The sequence below is a fragment of the Martinezella sp. CNPSo 3890 genome (genome assembly GCF_057784455.1).
In genome coordinates this window covers 114,966-128,930 of record NZ_JBXSOR010000014.1, presented here as the reverse complement: position 1 = coordinate 128,930, position 13,965 = coordinate 114,966, and the positions used below count along the sequence as shown (strand labels likewise).

Annotated in this window: 11 protein-coding genes; 7 read left to right on the top strand and 4 right to left on the bottom strand. The window is 57.2% G+C overall.

Features of this window, described 5'->3' with window-relative positions; translation table 11 throughout:
* The first annotated feature begins 807 nt into the window (after positions 1 to 807).
* The 6 genes from AC13RC_RS26225 (at position 808) to mug (ending at position 6,277) form a co-directional block, all read left to right on the top strand.
* Positions 808 to 1,821: an HlyD family secretion protein gene (locus AC13RC_RS26225; protein ID WP_488558986.1), complete on the top strand. Its 1,014-nt coding sequence runs from the start codon at positions 808 to 810 to the stop codon at positions 1,819 to 1,821.
* Positions 1,814 to 3,364, top strand: a complete 1,551-nt coding sequence (locus AC13RC_RS26220) for an MFS transporter (RefSeq protein ID WP_488558985.1) — start codon at positions 1,814 to 1,816, stop codon at positions 3,362 to 3,364. Before AC13RC_RS26225 ends, AC13RC_RS26220 begins: the two co-directional genes overlap by 8 nt.
* A 220-nt stretch (positions 3,365 to 3,584) precedes the next feature.
* The gene (locus AC13RC_RS26215; protein ID WP_488558984.1) at positions 3,585 to 4,517 is read left to right on the top strand and encodes an aldo/keto reductase; all 933 of its coding nucleotides are present in this window, start codon (positions 3,585 to 3,587) and stop codon (positions 4,515 to 4,517) included.
* A 110-nt stretch (positions 4,518 to 4,627) separates the two neighbouring features.
* Positions 4,628 to 5,002: a nuclear transport factor 2 family protein gene (locus AC13RC_RS26210; protein ID WP_488558983.1), complete on the top strand. Its 375-nt coding sequence runs from the start codon at positions 4,628 to 4,630 to the stop codon at positions 5,000 to 5,002.
* Positions 5,003 to 5,049: 47 nt separating this feature from the next.
* The gene (locus tag AC13RC_RS26205) at positions 5,050 to 5,664 is read left to right on the top strand and encodes a TetR/AcrR family transcriptional regulator (protein ID WP_488558982.1); all 615 of its coding nucleotides are present in this window, start codon (positions 5,050 to 5,052) and stop codon (positions 5,662 to 5,664) included.
* A 43-nt stretch (positions 5,665 to 5,707) separates the two neighbouring features.
* A complete protein-coding gene (gene mug, locus AC13RC_RS26200) occupies positions 5,708 to 6,277 on the top strand; it encodes a G/U mismatch-specific DNA glycosylase (RefSeq protein WP_488558981.1) in 570 nt (189 codons plus the stop codon).
* A 302-nt stretch (positions 6,278 to 6,579) separates the two neighbouring features.
* Here mug and AC13RC_RS26195 read toward each other — a convergent pair whose 3' ends face one another.
* Complete coding sequence (locus tag AC13RC_RS26195; protein WP_488558980.1) at positions 6,580 to 7,800, bottom strand: ATP-binding protein; 1,221 nt, start codon at positions 7,798 to 7,800, stop codon at positions 6,580 to 6,582.
* Positions 7,801 to 8,324: 524 nt separating this feature from the next.
* Positions 8,325 to 9,929, bottom strand: a complete 1,605-nt coding sequence (rtcR, locus tag AC13RC_RS26190) for an RNA repair transcriptional activator RtcR (RefSeq protein ID WP_488558979.1) — start codon at positions 9,927 to 9,929, stop codon at positions 8,325 to 8,327.
* A 302-nt stretch (positions 9,930 to 10,231) separates the two neighbouring features.
* Here rtcR and AC13RC_RS26185 point away from each other — a divergent pair, with 302 nt between their 5' ends.
* Positions 10,232 to 11,638, top strand: coding sequence for an RtcB family protein (locus AC13RC_RS26185; protein WP_488559003.1), 1,407 nt, complete (start codon positions 10,232 to 10,234; stop codon positions 11,636 to 11,638).
* Positions 11,639 to 12,409: 771 nt separating this feature from the next.
* On the opposite strand, the gene AC13RC_RS26180 is transcribed toward AC13RC_RS26185, so the two are convergent.
* Together AC13RC_RS26180 and AC13RC_RS26175 are read right to left on the bottom strand one after the other, a co-directional pair.
* The gene (locus tag AC13RC_RS26180; RefSeq protein ID WP_113408901.1) at positions 12,410 to 12,943 is read right to left on the bottom strand and encodes a hypothetical protein; all 534 of its coding nucleotides are present in this window, start codon (positions 12,941 to 12,943) and stop codon (positions 12,410 to 12,412) included.
* Between the two features lie 86 nt (positions 12,944 to 13,029).
* Positions 13,030 to 13,896 carry an MBL fold metallo-hydrolase gene (locus AC13RC_RS26175; protein ID WP_488558978.1) on the bottom strand — a complete coding sequence of 289 codons (867 nt, stop codon included), beginning with the start codon at positions 13,894 to 13,896 and terminating at the stop codon, positions 13,030 to 13,032.
* Positions 13,897 to 13,965: the final 69 nt, after the last annotated feature.

The window sequence follows — 13,965 nt, the reverse complement described above, 5'->3', positions numbered from 1 at the left end:
TGAGGTTTAATCCGTCCCTACCGTGGGTAGCGCCTACAGTCGGCGTCCTTCAACTAGCCGTTCTCTCCTTGAGCGGTTCTTTCTTGAGTTCGATCCAAACCGATGCATGGTCGCTGCTGTGAAGTGGTCGATCCACCGTCCGCTGTCGCGGACGTAACTCTGTGGGGACGCACTGGTAATCGAAGAATTTCGTTTTTAGATCACGCCAACAAACGCATACCTTCGACGGTTATCTCCGGGCATACATGCGGGTTTAGCCCGTCGGCAAAACGGACGTGGCTGAAGCGCTTGAGCGGCATGGGGCCGCGAGACCGGAGATAGTGGAGGTACCCGCGGGTTCCATGCGTCCGCATGTGAGGATCGATCTCTTCCGAGGCGTAGCAAAAGCAAACCAAACCACCTCCCCCGCGGCCAAACATGCGAGAGGTTTCGAAGCCTCTTGTATAAACGATACGTATCGTTTATATAGAATCTACACACGAGCTGCTTGGAAGTTCGATCTCTACAACGCACCAGATTGCCGCCCTTTCGAAAGCGCGCACGAATGAGAGAGACGTTCTCCAGGATTGCGCCCTCATCGCAGATGCGCGGAAAGGGCTGTGTGACGACGTTCTGTAAAGCGGACGCTGAGTCCGGACGGTGGAAAATATGATCAGGTTGCTGAGCAGGAACCAAGTAGACAAACGATCGGAAGAGCCGGCCATGACTGTGCCGGCCAATTCGCAGGCGAGCACACCAGGCGCACCGCCGTTCGCTCCGCAGGAACAGGCAAACTTGCGGACATTAATCGTCCCCGCAACCGCTATAATGATTGCGTTCGTTGCCGTCGCTGCTTCATCAACGCGCTGGGATACATGGGTAGCGACGAGAAGCGTTCAGTCCACGGACGACGCTGCGGTCTACTCGGACATATCCGCGGTCAGTGCCCGTGTCAGCGGCACCGTCGAGACTGTCTCGGTCGAAGATTACGCCCAGGTCAAGGCGGGCGATCTGATATTCTCCATCGACAGAAAGCCGTACGAGGTCGCACTTCGTGCCGCAAAAGCGAAGCTTGCTGCCGTCAGCGCTCAACTGGACGATAATGACATCGAGCACGCGTTTCAGCTTACGCAGATTGACGTCGCCATTGCGCAGCAGCAGGCGGCAGCCGCCGATGAGGTTGAGACGGACAAGGAGCGCCAGCGACAGACGAGGCTAGGCATTGATGGGAGAGTGAGTCCGGTCCAGAGTTTCGAAAAGGCGAGCGCCGCCCACGAGCGGGCACTTGCGAACGTGGCTGTTGCGCGTGCCAACGTCGCCGCCCAGAAGGTCAGGCTCGACGTCCTCGCCAGACAACGCGATATACTGAAAGCAAATCTCGATACGGCAGCATCAGATCTTGCCGCTCGCCAACTGGAACTCGGATACACAAACGTACGGGCACCAGTCGATGGTATCGTCGCCAGGCGAAACGCGCAGGTCGGCAATTATGTTGTCGCGGGCACGCCTCTGATCTCGATCGTCCCGCTTCCGAAGATCTACATCCTCGCGAATTACAAGGAGAATCAGCTGTCTAGGGTTAACGAGGGGCAGTCGGTCGATATCTCTGCCGATTTGCTGCCGGGCACGGCATTCCATGGAACAGTCTCAAAAATATCCCCTGCGACGGGATCAACCTTTGCCTTGCTGCCCGCCGACAACGCGACCGGCAACTTCACCAAGGTCGCGCAGCGTCTCACAGTTCGGATCGAACTCGACCCGGATCAGCCAAATTTCGATCGGCTTCGGCCCGGTATGTCGGTCACGACGCGCATCGACACCAGGGGTAAAGACCATGTCTGAGACCTTGCGTCGGCGTGACCTCCCTCGCCAACGCTACATTGCCGTGGCAATGATCATGGCATCGATATTGACAGCCTTCGACGTCCGCGCCGCCGGCATTGGGCTCTCGGATCTGCGTGGCGCCTTCGGGCTCGGCTTCGATGAGGGTGCGTGGCTGAGCACCTTCTCAACGGCACCCCAGATCCTCGTTGCTCCGTCGATCGGCTGGCTGATTGCGGTGTTCGGGGTGAAGCGGGTCATGATCGGTCCGACCATACTCTACTCAGTGATCTCAGTGGTCATTCCCTTCGTCCACGGCTTCGACGTCCTGGCCGCGCTCCATGCTTTGAGGGCGGCTTTCTTCGGCATGTTCGTCGGCGCAACACTGCTGACTGCGTTCCGCAACCTTGACCGCAAGTACTGGATCCTCGCCCTTTCATTCTACGTCCTGCGGATCCTGTTCGCGCAAAATCTCGGCCTCTATACGGCCGGCAGCTATTCACAGACAATCGGCTGGCAATGGCTGTACTGGCAAAGCGCTATCGTCTCCGCTATGATCGGCATTCTCTTCTGGTATGGGGCCAAGCCGTCAGCAACTGACCATACGCTTCTCAAACGCGCCGATTGGGGTGGCATGGCGCTGTTCGGGGTCGCGCTCACGACGCTCTATTTCGCGCTTGATCAGGGCAATCGGCTTGATTGGTTTCAGTCGGGCCTCATCGTATCCTTGCTGGTCGCGGCTGTTTTTCTGATAGGCGCGTTTCTGTGGCACGAGTCGTGGACCGAATTCCCGTGGGCGCATGTCTCGGTTCTTCGCACGCGAAACATCGCACTCGGGTTCGCCGCCATTGCGTGTTTCATGACGGCAAGCCTCGGCAGTTCGCTGATCGAACCGAACTTCCTTGTTTCAGTAGCGAGACTGCGCCCCGAGCAGATCGGGGATTTCGAAATACCGTATGCGATCCTCCTGCTGGGCGGCGCGACCTTCACTGCGGTGACGCTCGTGCGCAAGCTCAAGCAGCGCGCCGCACTGACGATAGGCTTTACGTGTTTCCTGCTGTCCGCATGGCTTGGTACCGAGTTGACGAGCCAATGGTCACCACCCGAATTCCGAATGATCATGATCCTCCAGACGTTCGGCGAAGAAATAGTCTTTCTTGCAGCAGTCGCGACCCTCTTCAGTAATGTCGACCCGACCCGAGCCATATCGTTGACGGCCTACGTCCAGGTCATGAGGCTGATTTGTTCGGAGACCGTCGCGGCGATCATGGTGACCTGGATCAGACAACGCGAACAATTGCATTCCTATCTTATCGGCCTGCACGTGACCGGCACGACGCCGGGATGGGGAACCACGCTGTCGCAACTTGCGTCCAGTACAAGGACAGGATCGCCGGCAGACGTTGCCAAGCGCGGGATTGGTGTTCTCGCCACGATCGTGCAACGAGAAGCCAATGTCGCGGCCTATATCGACGGGTACTGGATCACGTTCGCGGCCGCCATCACCGGATTGATCGTAGTTGCCCTCATGAGGCCCTCCCCTGCCCATCCGCTGACCACGTGACGTGAAAATGACGGCGTCCTGATTAGCGCGCAACGCTCGGGTTTCGAACCTGCGTCAACACCTGAAATCGTGTTAAGCTTGGCCAAGGAGCCATCGCTAGCAATCAACCAAGAAACTGAAGATGCGATGCCGTTCGTCCAGCTTTTGCAGGACGACAGACGATCTCAGCCATTCAATTTCGTTCTCAAATCGAAGGAGTAGGCCAATGGAAGCCCCAGACATGCTGCGCTGCAAGACGATCCCCCTTATCACAGGCGGTAAAGAAATGCCTGCCGTCGGGTTCGGTACCCTCATTCCCGACCCGGTCGCGACGAAGCAAGCAGTTAGGAAGGCCATATCCGTTGGATTTCGTCATTTCGACTGCGCCGAACGATATGGCAACGAGGAGGCGGTCGGAGAGGCAGTCGCCGAGGCGGTCGCCGGCGGGACCGTTCGACGCGAGGAGCTGTTCATCACGACGAAGCTATGGAACACGAACCACCGCCCGGAACGGGTGAAAGCCGCGTTTGACGCAAGTCTTCGACGCCTGAAGCTTGATTATTTGGACGCCTATCTGATCCATACGCCTTATGCCTTTCTTCCGGGCGAGGAACAGGATCCTCGAGACGAAAACGGTCAGGTCATCTATGATTCAGGGATCAGCCTGATCGAAACCTGGAACGCACTTGAAGAGCTTGTCGATAGCGGTCGTTGTGGGTCGATAGGCCTTTCGGACATCACCCTGGACAAGCTGAAGGAGATTGTCGCGAACGCACGCATCAGGCCGGCGATCGTACAGGTGGAAGCTCATCCCTACCTGCCCGAATGGGAGCTGCTCGACTATTGCCAGGCTAACGAGATCGTGCTGCTGGCATTTGCACCGCTGGGCCACGCGATGGAGCCCAACTTGCTTGCAGACCCTATCATCACCGGGATCGCCGAACGCCTCGGCAAGACACCGGCGCAAGTAGCGCTCGCCTGGGCCGTACAGCGCGGCACCGCCTTCCTGACGACGTCGACCAAGCCTCTCCGCATCGAAGAGAATTTCTCCATCTCAACCATTCTCGATCAAGAAATGACGCGGATCCGTTCCGACATCTCGACGAATATCCGGTTCAACAATGTCGTCGAAACAGGCGTTCCGGGTTTTATCCCTCGTGCAAATCCAAAATAGGCTACAGGCTAGGGAGGAGCGAGAATCGCCAGTCTTTCTACGGCGCGTCAGGCTTCGATGACCATCGGAGCCGATTTCAGGTTGTGCTACAGCAGGTAAAGGAGGCCAGAATGAATGACCAAACAGTGAGACTGGCGCTTGAGCGGCATTGGGCTGCTTCCGACGCTGGCGATTTCGATCACGAGCATGAAATCTATCGGGACGATGCATTGCTCGAATACCCGCAGTCCGGCGAGCGTATCCATAGTCGCTGCAAAATCCAGGAAAGCCGCTTCGTTCAGCCGAACCAGAAGCGGTTCAGCGTGCGCCGGATCACCGGCAGCGGCGACTTATGGGTTACGGAGTTCGTTCTGACCTATGACGGCAAACCGTCCTACGCAGTCAGCATCATGGAGTTTGATAGTGGGCTCGTTGCGAGGGAAACCCAATACTTTGCCGATCGGTTTGAGCCCTCTCCCTCTCGGGCGCATTTGATCGAAAGATAGATTGCCCGCCATTGATCGATGGTGGCGAGTTGGGATAGGTGCTGGCAATGACCACGAAGACAAAGACCCCGACAGCGAAAAAACGAACGTCGATCGGAGCGCGCCGCAACCCCGACGCCGAAGCGGCGGTGCTTGCCGCCGCCCGAGATCTGATTTCGGAAAGGGGTTATGCCGGGTTTTCGGTCGATGAGGTCGCAAGACGCGCCGGCGCCGGAAAAACCACTATCTATCGCTGGTATCCAACAAAGGCCGATCTCTTCATCGCCATCTATACGACCGAACGCTCGGCTTCCGTGCCTGTTCCCGACACCGGAAACCTCATCGACGATCTCGTGCAATACACCACGAGCCTCTGGCGATTCTGGGCATCACACCCGGCAGGAGCCGCACTGCGCGGACTGATCGCCGAGGCACAAGGCACTTCGGAAGCGCTCAGCGCCTTGCGTGATAGGTTTCTTCCGGAAAGGACGGCGGACGTCAGACGAATTTTGACGGACGCGGCAAACCGGGGTGAACTGCAGGCGCAGGAGGTTGATGACAAGATTTGTTTATGGGTTGGCTTCAGCTGGCTCAAGCTGCTGATCGGAGAGCTCCATAACGAGGAGGTTATCAGCCGGACCATGATGCAAATTGTCGGCCTTTCGAGCGGTACGAAGCAGTAATCGACATTATTGAGCGCAACCTACCGACTGGAGAGACTTAACGATGTCCTCGGCTACGGATCGTCAGCGGGATGAAGAGCCGGCGACAGTAGGGCTGTCCGACGTTCTTGACCTTCATCTTTCGGTCGTATTCTGTGGCCTGAACCCCGCGCTTTCGGCCGTCCGGGATGGCCACAATTTCTCGTCTCCCAGCAGCCGCTTTTGGAAGGTCTTATACCTTTCCGGATTCACGCCGCGCCTCCTGCGGCCCGAAGAAGAGGGGGAACTGCTCCAATACGGATGCGGCATTACCGCCGTTGTCTCCCGCGCAACCCGGAGTGCCAACGAGTTGACGGGAAGCGACTACAAAGAGGCAGCGCCTCTTTTTGAAGCGAAGATGAGGGCATTCGCACCGGCCAACCTTGCCTTTCTCGGGAAAGCCGCTTTTTTAGCGATCACATCGAAGCCCGACTGCGATTGGGGAAAGCAAAGCGGCCTTTTTGCCGAAGCACAAACTTGGGTCCTGCCTAACCCCAGCGGGCTCAACCGAGGTTTCAGCCTGGATCGCTTAACGACGCATTACCTTCAGTTGAGAGCGGAAATGGGGCCAGCGCGCCGGTGTGGAGACCTGTGAGCCCGAAACGAAATACCTTGTAGCGTGTGTTGCTCTTGATTAGATTCGAACCCACGGCGACGTGTATCATTTCTCTTTGCTGAGGCGACGCTATTGTGGATACGATCCTATTAACCAGCCTGATTCAAGCGCTGCCAAGTCTTCCAGTTTGGGCAGTATTCACCGCCTACGTGGCGATTGTCGGAAATCAGATCTGCTTTGGCTTGCTTTAGCACCCCTTACGGCAACAGGTCCATCTCAAAACAGGTTTGATGGACAGGCTGTGCCTTGTGCGCGATGATTTGCAGATTGTCGGATGATCATCAGCCCCATAAGGCGGACAATGGCGCTGCGGCCAACCTGTCGCCGAAGGGAACGAAATCGGTGCTATCGTACAGCACTACACCGTAGGCGAACCGGTCCTTGCACGCTTCGGCCAGGGTCCGCAGTCCGGCGAAGTCACCGGACTTCACCGTCGCTGAGGCCTTAACCTCGATCCCCACGATCATGCCATCATCGCGTTCTAGGACGATGTCCACCTCATGCATCTGTTGATCGCGAAAATGATATGGCGTCAGGCGTAAGTCGGACGCATCCGAGAGCTTCAGGATTTCGGCAAACACGAAGCTTTCCAGAAGCGCGCCAAATACGCTGCGGTCCGCCTTTGTGCGATCGAACGTCAACCCGCGCACCGCTGCGAGAAGGCCGGCATCAAGAAAATGTAGCTTCGGCGTCTTGGCGATCCGCTTAAGCGTGTTTGTGTACCAAGGCTGCAATGTCGAGACGAGGTAGACCTGCTCCAACAGTGCCACATAGCGCTGCCCCGTCTTGTGGCTGACATGGATGCTGGAGCCGAACTGCGAATAGTTGACCAACTGCCCCGAATGCTCCGCCAGCAGTCGAACAAATTTCGGCAGCTCGGTCAGCTTCTCGATCTCGGCGATGTCTCTAAGATCGCGGGTCAGAACAGATGTCAGATAGGACCGAGCCCAATCTTGTCGTCGCCGTTCGCTCTCGCGGCTAATCGCCTCGGGAAAACCTCCTAACAGCACGAGCTGGATGAGGTCGTCGCCGACAATCGCCTCTCGGTTTCCCTGAAGCTTCCCCTCAAATAGTCGTTCGAGGAACGTCGGCGTCTGACTTTTTATTTCAGCGCGAGCAAGTGGCAGCATTCGAATGGTTTCCATTCGTCCCGCTAGACTGTCGGCAACTCGCGGCAAGGTGAGCACATTGGCCGAGCCAGTCAGGAGGAAGCGCCCGGGACGATAGCCCTCGTCCACCGTCTTTTTGATCGCAAGCAGCAGATCGGGCGCGCGCTGGACCTCATCGATTATGGCGCGATCGAGGCTGCGAATGAAACCGGTCGGATCGGATTGCGCGGCATCGAGCGTCGTCTGATCGTCGAGAGTAATATAGGTCCGACCGGCCTCCCCGATTTTCCGGACAAGTGTGGTTTTGCCTGCCCGGCGCGGTCCTACGATCAGGACCACCGGGGTATCTGAAAGGGCTTCCTCCACCCGGTGCGCGACGAGACGTTCGTACATGCTTTCTCCGAATCTCTGACAGTTGGAAATTTGCACCATGATAATTGGAAGTCAACGTCATCACGATTGGAAATTACTAAACCGTGATCTGGGAATGACGTACGTCGAAAGTCTTCCCCTGACGCGTCGAAATTTCCACTGTGCTGACCGCCGTTCAGGGAGTCCCCTTGATCGCTACCCTGCCTACAAGGATCGTCAAGCGATACGCAGGGCATTTAGCCTGGCACCGGTAGAAATCCCCTTAGTCGTCTCCCGCAAGCGACAACGATCCGGCCAATCGTTGGAAGTGATCTCAGATGGCGCAGCTTGCTTCTTCTTACTGCTAAGTTAGCCGATAGCCCTGAAATGCCTCTGCCTTCAGTCCCTCCTACTTTTGCTCTTGAATGGATGCGAACCGTCGGCCCGGCTGCTTCGAACAACCATAAGCCTGCTAAGCCTTTGAGAATGTTATGTTTCCGACGAGGCGGACTTATGCAACTCGTCTTCCGGCTTTCAGATATAAGCACTGACGATCCTACGGTCGGTCACCGCCGTTTGACGTCCTCAAATCTGAGATCGAAGCGCGCAAGATATTTCGTCAGACGATCAGCGTCATTGCTGCTTTTCTTTTCCAATCGCGAGACCGCAAACAAGGCTCTGCCGGCAGCGCTCGCCGTCGCGTGCTCGCGGCAGGTCTGAAGAACGCTTGCAAGCTGCACTGCATCAAAACGATCGAGGCGGGCGGCAGCTTCTGCGCCCAGCACATCTTCGATGATCGCATCGGTCCCATTATTATCGGTCGCGCGGCGCCAAAACGCATTGAGGCGCTTGATTTCGTCATCGACGACTTCGGTGGTAATACGCCCGTGTGGCGCAAGCGTTGCCATACGCGTCACCGAGGCCGATAGATCGCGAAAATTGGCACTCCAGATGGCTTGTGCGCTGGTGGCAAACGCCAGATAGCGCTCCCGCGCCTCCTTGTTGAAGGTGACGTTCTCGCCTTCGCGCTCCAGATAGCGCCTCAGTTCGAAATCGAGATTGGGTTCTATGTCCTCCTTTCGTTCGCGCAGAGCCGGCAGCTGGAAGGTCCACAAATTGAGCCGCGCGTAGAGGTCCTCACGGAAGCGTCCGTTGCGAACATCTTCGCCGAGATCGCGATTGGTGCCGGCAAGCAACTGGAAGTCTGCCGCGACCTCGCGGTCAGCGCCGACGGGCAAGAATCTCTTTTCCTCGATCGCGCGCAGGCACATGGCCTGCTCGTCGAGACCGAGTTCGCCAATCTCATCGAGGAACAAGACACCCTTATCGGCGGATTTCAGGAGGCCCGCACGCTCACTGGCGGCACCCGTAAAGGCGCCCTTCACATGGCCGAACAAAGCTGACATGGCCTGATCGCCACGCAATGTCGCACAGTTGACTTCAACGAAAGGTCCGCTGATCTTCCTTTGGCTCTTTTTCAATTCGTAAATGCGGCGGGCAAGCTGCGACTTGCCGGCGCCGGTCGGTCCGGTGAGAAGGACGGGTGCGGTCGATCGGATCACCACTCTCTCGATCTCGTCGATCATCCTGTTAAAGGCGGCATTGCGCGTCGAAATGCCGGACTTCAAGAAGGAGGCTGCATCCTCCCGTTCCGACGCGAAACGTTTGGCGATCTCATCGTAACGGGAAAGGTCCAGATCGATGATCCGGTGCGTGCCGACAACATCCTGTTCCCCCTCCCGATCGCGCGGCGGCGAAAGCTGCAGCAGCCGGCCGGGAATGATGCGCGCTTCGGTCAGCAGGAACCAGCAGATCTGCGCCACATGCGTGCCAGTGGTTATGTTGACGAGATAGTCTTCCGTGTCGGGATCAAAACTGTAACCGCGGGCAAAGTCCCTGAGGTTTGTGTAGACCTCGGAAAAATCCCAGGGATCACGGAAGTTGATGACATTGCTGCGCACTTCCGTTGCCGGCGAGACGGTTCCTATGTCGCTGATAATGCGATGGCTGAGGGGCTGCGCATGATTGTCGTGGATCAGCTCCAGCCGGTCGATGAAAAGACCTGGCTGCTGACAAAGCGCGACCGTGGGTCGCCACCGGCTCCAGCGATTGTCCCATTTCCCGGCATCCAGTGTCGTTCCCAATATGCTGATGGCGACGCGCCGCTTCATGGCCTATCCAAAATTATAGATTCCTAGATAACAGGATAATATTCTTCCAAGGTCAGAATCCACAACCGTAGACTTCTTCAACGGAAGCAGAAATTTTTTCTCATTTAAAACAAATAGATATAAGAATTTCTAACGGCGCTTACGTTCATTTCCTCAAATTGGCACGCCTCTTGAAATGTATCTGGCACGAACCAACAGGAAGCGACTACCACGATCCCTGCAGGTTCATCACCCAAGCGGTGTCTGAAGAGAAGCAACCTAACAGAAGGACTGCAAACGCAGAAAAGACAATGACAACGGTAATGAGCGGACAGGATTTGATCGATGCCGGCATGAGCCAGGGAAAATGGTTCCGCCCAGCCCTCGACGCCGCCAACGCGGTGTTGAGCAAGGGCGGCTCGATGGCGGATGCGCTGGACGCGGCAAAGGCTTTCCAGCCGGGGCCAACGCTCGCCCTCCGGGCCGATAACGACATCGAGATCTATTCGAACATCCGCGCCGAGAACGCTTTTGAGCAGGATAATGTCGAAAAGGTCCACGCAACAATGCGGGCACTGGTGCGCACGCCGGTCGTCCGCTCCGCGGCAATCATGCCGGATGCCTGCCCGGCGGGTCCGGTCGGCACGATCCCGGTCGGCGGTGTCGTGGCGTCCGAAGCGATCCATCCCGGCATGCATTCAGCCGATATTTGCTGCTCGATGGCGATCTCGATCTTTCCAGGCATCGATCCGAAGTCGCTACTGGACGCTGTGCATACCGTGACGCATTTCGGCCCGGGCGGCCGTCCGCGCGGCGCACAGCTCAAGCCTTCGGAAGCGACGCTGTCGGCTTTCGAGCAGAACCCCTATCTACGCGATGGAGCGTTGAGCGCCGGCATCGAACACTTCGCGACCCAGGGCGACGGCAATCATTTTGCCTATGTCGGCACGATGAAGTCGACCGGCGAAACCGCGCTTGTCACTCATCATGGATCGCGAGCTCCGGGTGCACGCCTCTACGACAAGGGCATGAAGATCGCCAACCGGTTTCGCGGCCAGCTCTCGCCCGAGACCCACCGCGAGAATGCCAGGGTCCCAGCGGATACCGAGGAAGGCGACCTCTACTGGTCGGCCTTGCAGACGATCCGTCAGTGGACGAAGGAAAACCACTATGTCCTGCACGACATGGCGGCGGAAAAGCTCTCGGCCAAGATCGCCGATCGCTTCTGGAACGAGCATAACTTCGTCTTCCGGAAGTCGGACGGGCTATTCTATCACGGCAAGGGTGCAACGCCGGCGTTTGATAACTGGGCACACGATGCAACCGATCTGACCATCATTCCGCTCAATATGGCGGAACCGGTGCTGATCGTTCGCGGGACGAATGCCGCTCACGGTCTCGGCTTCTCGCCGCATGGCGCCGGCCGCAATATCTCGCGCAGCGCGCATATGCGGCAGTTGGCGGCGGAGTATGGGGCGGATTCGCGCGGGCTCAGCCCGAACAACATCGCGGCAATCCTGGAAAAGGAGACAAGCGGCCTCGATGTGCGCTTCTTCTCCGGCTTTGCCGACGTGTCGGAACTGCCGAGCGCCTACAAGAGCGCCGCCAACGTGCGGGCACAAATCGAACATTACGGCCTTGCCGAAGTGGTCGACGAAGTGATCCCGTTCGGGACCATCATGGCGGGTGACTGGCAGAAGAATGCGCCCTGGCGCAAGAATCGCCGGTAAGAATCGGGAAGGTAACCAGGTTTGGTTGCCTTCCCTCGAACGCAAACTGTCCGCGACCGCCGCAATGGACTGTGTTTATCGTCTGGCTCGTTGGTGGTCTCGGTCGCATCAGAGTATATCGCATTCACGTAAACGCGGGCTGCGGGTGGCTCACACTCTTGATGTGAGGGGAATCAAACCTCAATTTTCGCGTCGCATCGCGCATTATCAATGACTTAGGCATCCGATCCGGCATAGTCGGATGTATGGAACTTGCTGAGGTGTTGAATTGCGGCATGATTTAACCCACTTTTTCATTTCGCGTTGGCCCACAATATGCGAGCTATCATATTGTCGGCGAACATCATTTAAAGGTCCGATTGGACCACCGCGAAATGAAAAATGGGTCAGATTCTCGCGGTAATCAATACAATTGCTTGAGGGCGCGCCGAGTTCAGTTCCGTGCGCCCGACCAACCTCGGCCTTGGCTGGCAAACTCTGCTCGGGGAACTATGTTGCCACAGCCGGCCAGTCCTTCGTCGGATCCGCGACGTGCAGCTCATATTGTTTGGCGAATTCCATTTCAGTTGCCCTTTGCGATGGACCAAGCGACCAGCTCAAAATACCACAGGCTTACTTCCGCAAAAGAGATCAGTGTTGGACCTGAAAAGGCGCAAACCAGAACCGAACTCACCACCCATTCGTTCCACTCGGCAGGACTGCACCCGATGTTTCTGCCGTTTGATCTGGAAGGAGGCTCAAGGCTGACCGATACGACACGTCAACGGCCTACTATCCCCGATGAACGGCCCCAGGCGCAGGGCTTGCCGGTATGGGCAATATGATTTCCGAGGCGACTTTCCAGTCCTTCGCGACTTTCTTCCAGGTGATGATCATAAGGAATGGCTTGGGCGTTCCGTCCTGTCCAGCATAGGAGACGGTGATGTCCATAGGCGCATAGGATTCCGCGATATCGGGGGTCAATCCAATGATCTTAAGCTTCGAGAGATCAGGGGTCAGCACGACCGGACCCGAGGCGGCTATATCGTGCAGTTTCCGATCGATTGCATCATTGCCCCAAAAGCCTGCCCAGTTTCCTTCGGATGGAATGGCACTCTTCGCGACGAGAAGAGCGGACGGCGATTGCCAGAACATCGTGTGCAGGCTGCTGATGTCATGCTTGTTCGCCAGCTCCATGAGCTTATTGAAGCGCGATTCGATCGTGCTGACGGTGCGGCTGTCCAGCCGGTCCTTATTGTTCGCCGAAGCTGCAGTCGCGAAAACAGTTGCAAGAGTAACGGCAACTGCCAAGAGCATATTTTGCATTGGATATTCTCTTTTCGAATTGAGGTAATTGGACGTGTCTTGGATCACAGGGAGAGGCGGGCACGACGACCTACCCGTCTCCAGCCTCAAGCCTGCTTCTTCGCAATGTTCGCGGCTCCCCAGAGCGAGCCCACATTGACGCGATTGGGATAAAGCTGCAGCATTGCATCATAGAGTTCGCGCGCAGTCGTCGTCGCATCGTTCAGGCGATTGAAGTCGTGGATATATTGCCGCGTCTCACCGATGATGCGCGGGTCGTCAGGATTTTCCGGTACCTTGTGTCCTGCGATCACCGTACGAGGGGTAAGGGCTTCGAGCCGATCCAGCGCCGAAATCCATTCGATCCGGCTCTCGGTGGTGGTTTCGCCGAGATACAGGTGAATTCCGTTGTAGACGACGTCGCCGCCGACGATCAGACCCGCCGACGGCACATATAGGCAGGTCGACACCGCCGTATCGGTCCGCCCCGCGTTCACCGCCAACAGCTTATGCCCTTCTAGGTCCAGTTCATTGTTTTCCAGTGGTTGAGCCGCAAGCAGCCGATCGGGGATCTGTCCTGGAAAAAGCCTGCGCCAAAAATTCTCGACTGAAGCCGGCGACAGATGTTCGTGCATGGCCTCGACCACGGCGGGCGTCGCAACGGCCCTGGCGTTCGGAAAACGTTCGAGCAGTGGCGCCAGTCCGAAGAAGTGATCGCCATGCCCATGAGTGACATAGATGGCGGTCAGATTCTTGCGGCTGGCGGCAACCCAATCCGACAGCGTCTGTGTCTGTTCAATGGTGAGGAAGGTGTCGACAAGGACCGCATCGCGTTCGCCGCAAATCAGCGTTGATGAATTTGCCACCCACAGCAGTTCTTCGCGGCCGGGTGGTACGTCGCGGCTGAGGCCCGGGCGTTTGATATTAAGGGTCCTCCAGGAAAGTCCATCGTCTGAGGGTGGGTTTGCGGTCATGTTTCTCTCCATGATTTGAGGAAGGCGGCGGTTCTCGCTTCGAGTGTCGTGGACAAGGCTGCACAGTTA

Bases quoted from the DNA above. Each gene is read 5' to 3' on its own strand.
- AC13RC_RS26225 (WP_488558986.1), top strand. From the start codon at position 808: ATGATTGCGTTCGTTGCCGTCGCTGCTTCATCAACGCGCTGGGATACA.
- AC13RC_RS26220 (WP_488558985.1), top strand. From the start codon at position 1,814: ATGTCTGAGACCTTGCGTCGGCGTGACCTCCCTCGCCAACGCTACATT.
- AC13RC_RS26215 (WP_488558984.1), top strand. From the start codon at position 3,585: ATGCTGCGCTGCAAGACGATCCCCCTTATCACAGGCGGTAAAGAAATG.
- AC13RC_RS26210 (WP_488558983.1), top strand. From the start codon at position 4,628: ATGAATGACCAAACAGTGAGACTGGCGCTTGAGCGGCATTGGGCTGCT.
- AC13RC_RS26205 (WP_488558982.1), top strand. From the start codon at position 5,050: ATGACCACGAAGACAAAGACCCCGACAGCGAAAAAACGAACGTCGATC.
- mug (WP_488558981.1), top strand. From the start codon at position 5,708: ATGTCCTCGGCTACGGATCGTCAGCGGGATGAAGAGCCGGCGACAGTA.
- AC13RC_RS26195 (WP_488558980.1), bottom strand. From the start codon at position 7,800: ATGTACGAACGTCTCGTCGCGCACCGGGTGGAGGAAGCCCTTTCAGAT.
- rtcR (WP_488558979.1), bottom strand. From the start codon at position 9,929: ATGAAGCGGCGCGTCGCCATCAGCATATTGGGAACGACACTGGATGCC.
- AC13RC_RS26185 (WP_488559003.1), top strand. From the start codon at position 10,232: ATGAGCGGACAGGATTTGATCGATGCCGGCATGAGCCAGGGAAAATGG.
- AC13RC_RS26180 (WP_113408901.1), bottom strand. From the start codon at position 12,943: ATGCAAAATATGCTCTTGGCAGTTGCCGTTACTCTTGCAACTGTTTTC.
- AC13RC_RS26175 (WP_488558978.1), bottom strand. From the start codon at position 13,896: ATGACCGCAAACCCACCCTCAGACGATGGACTTTCCTGGAGGACCCTT.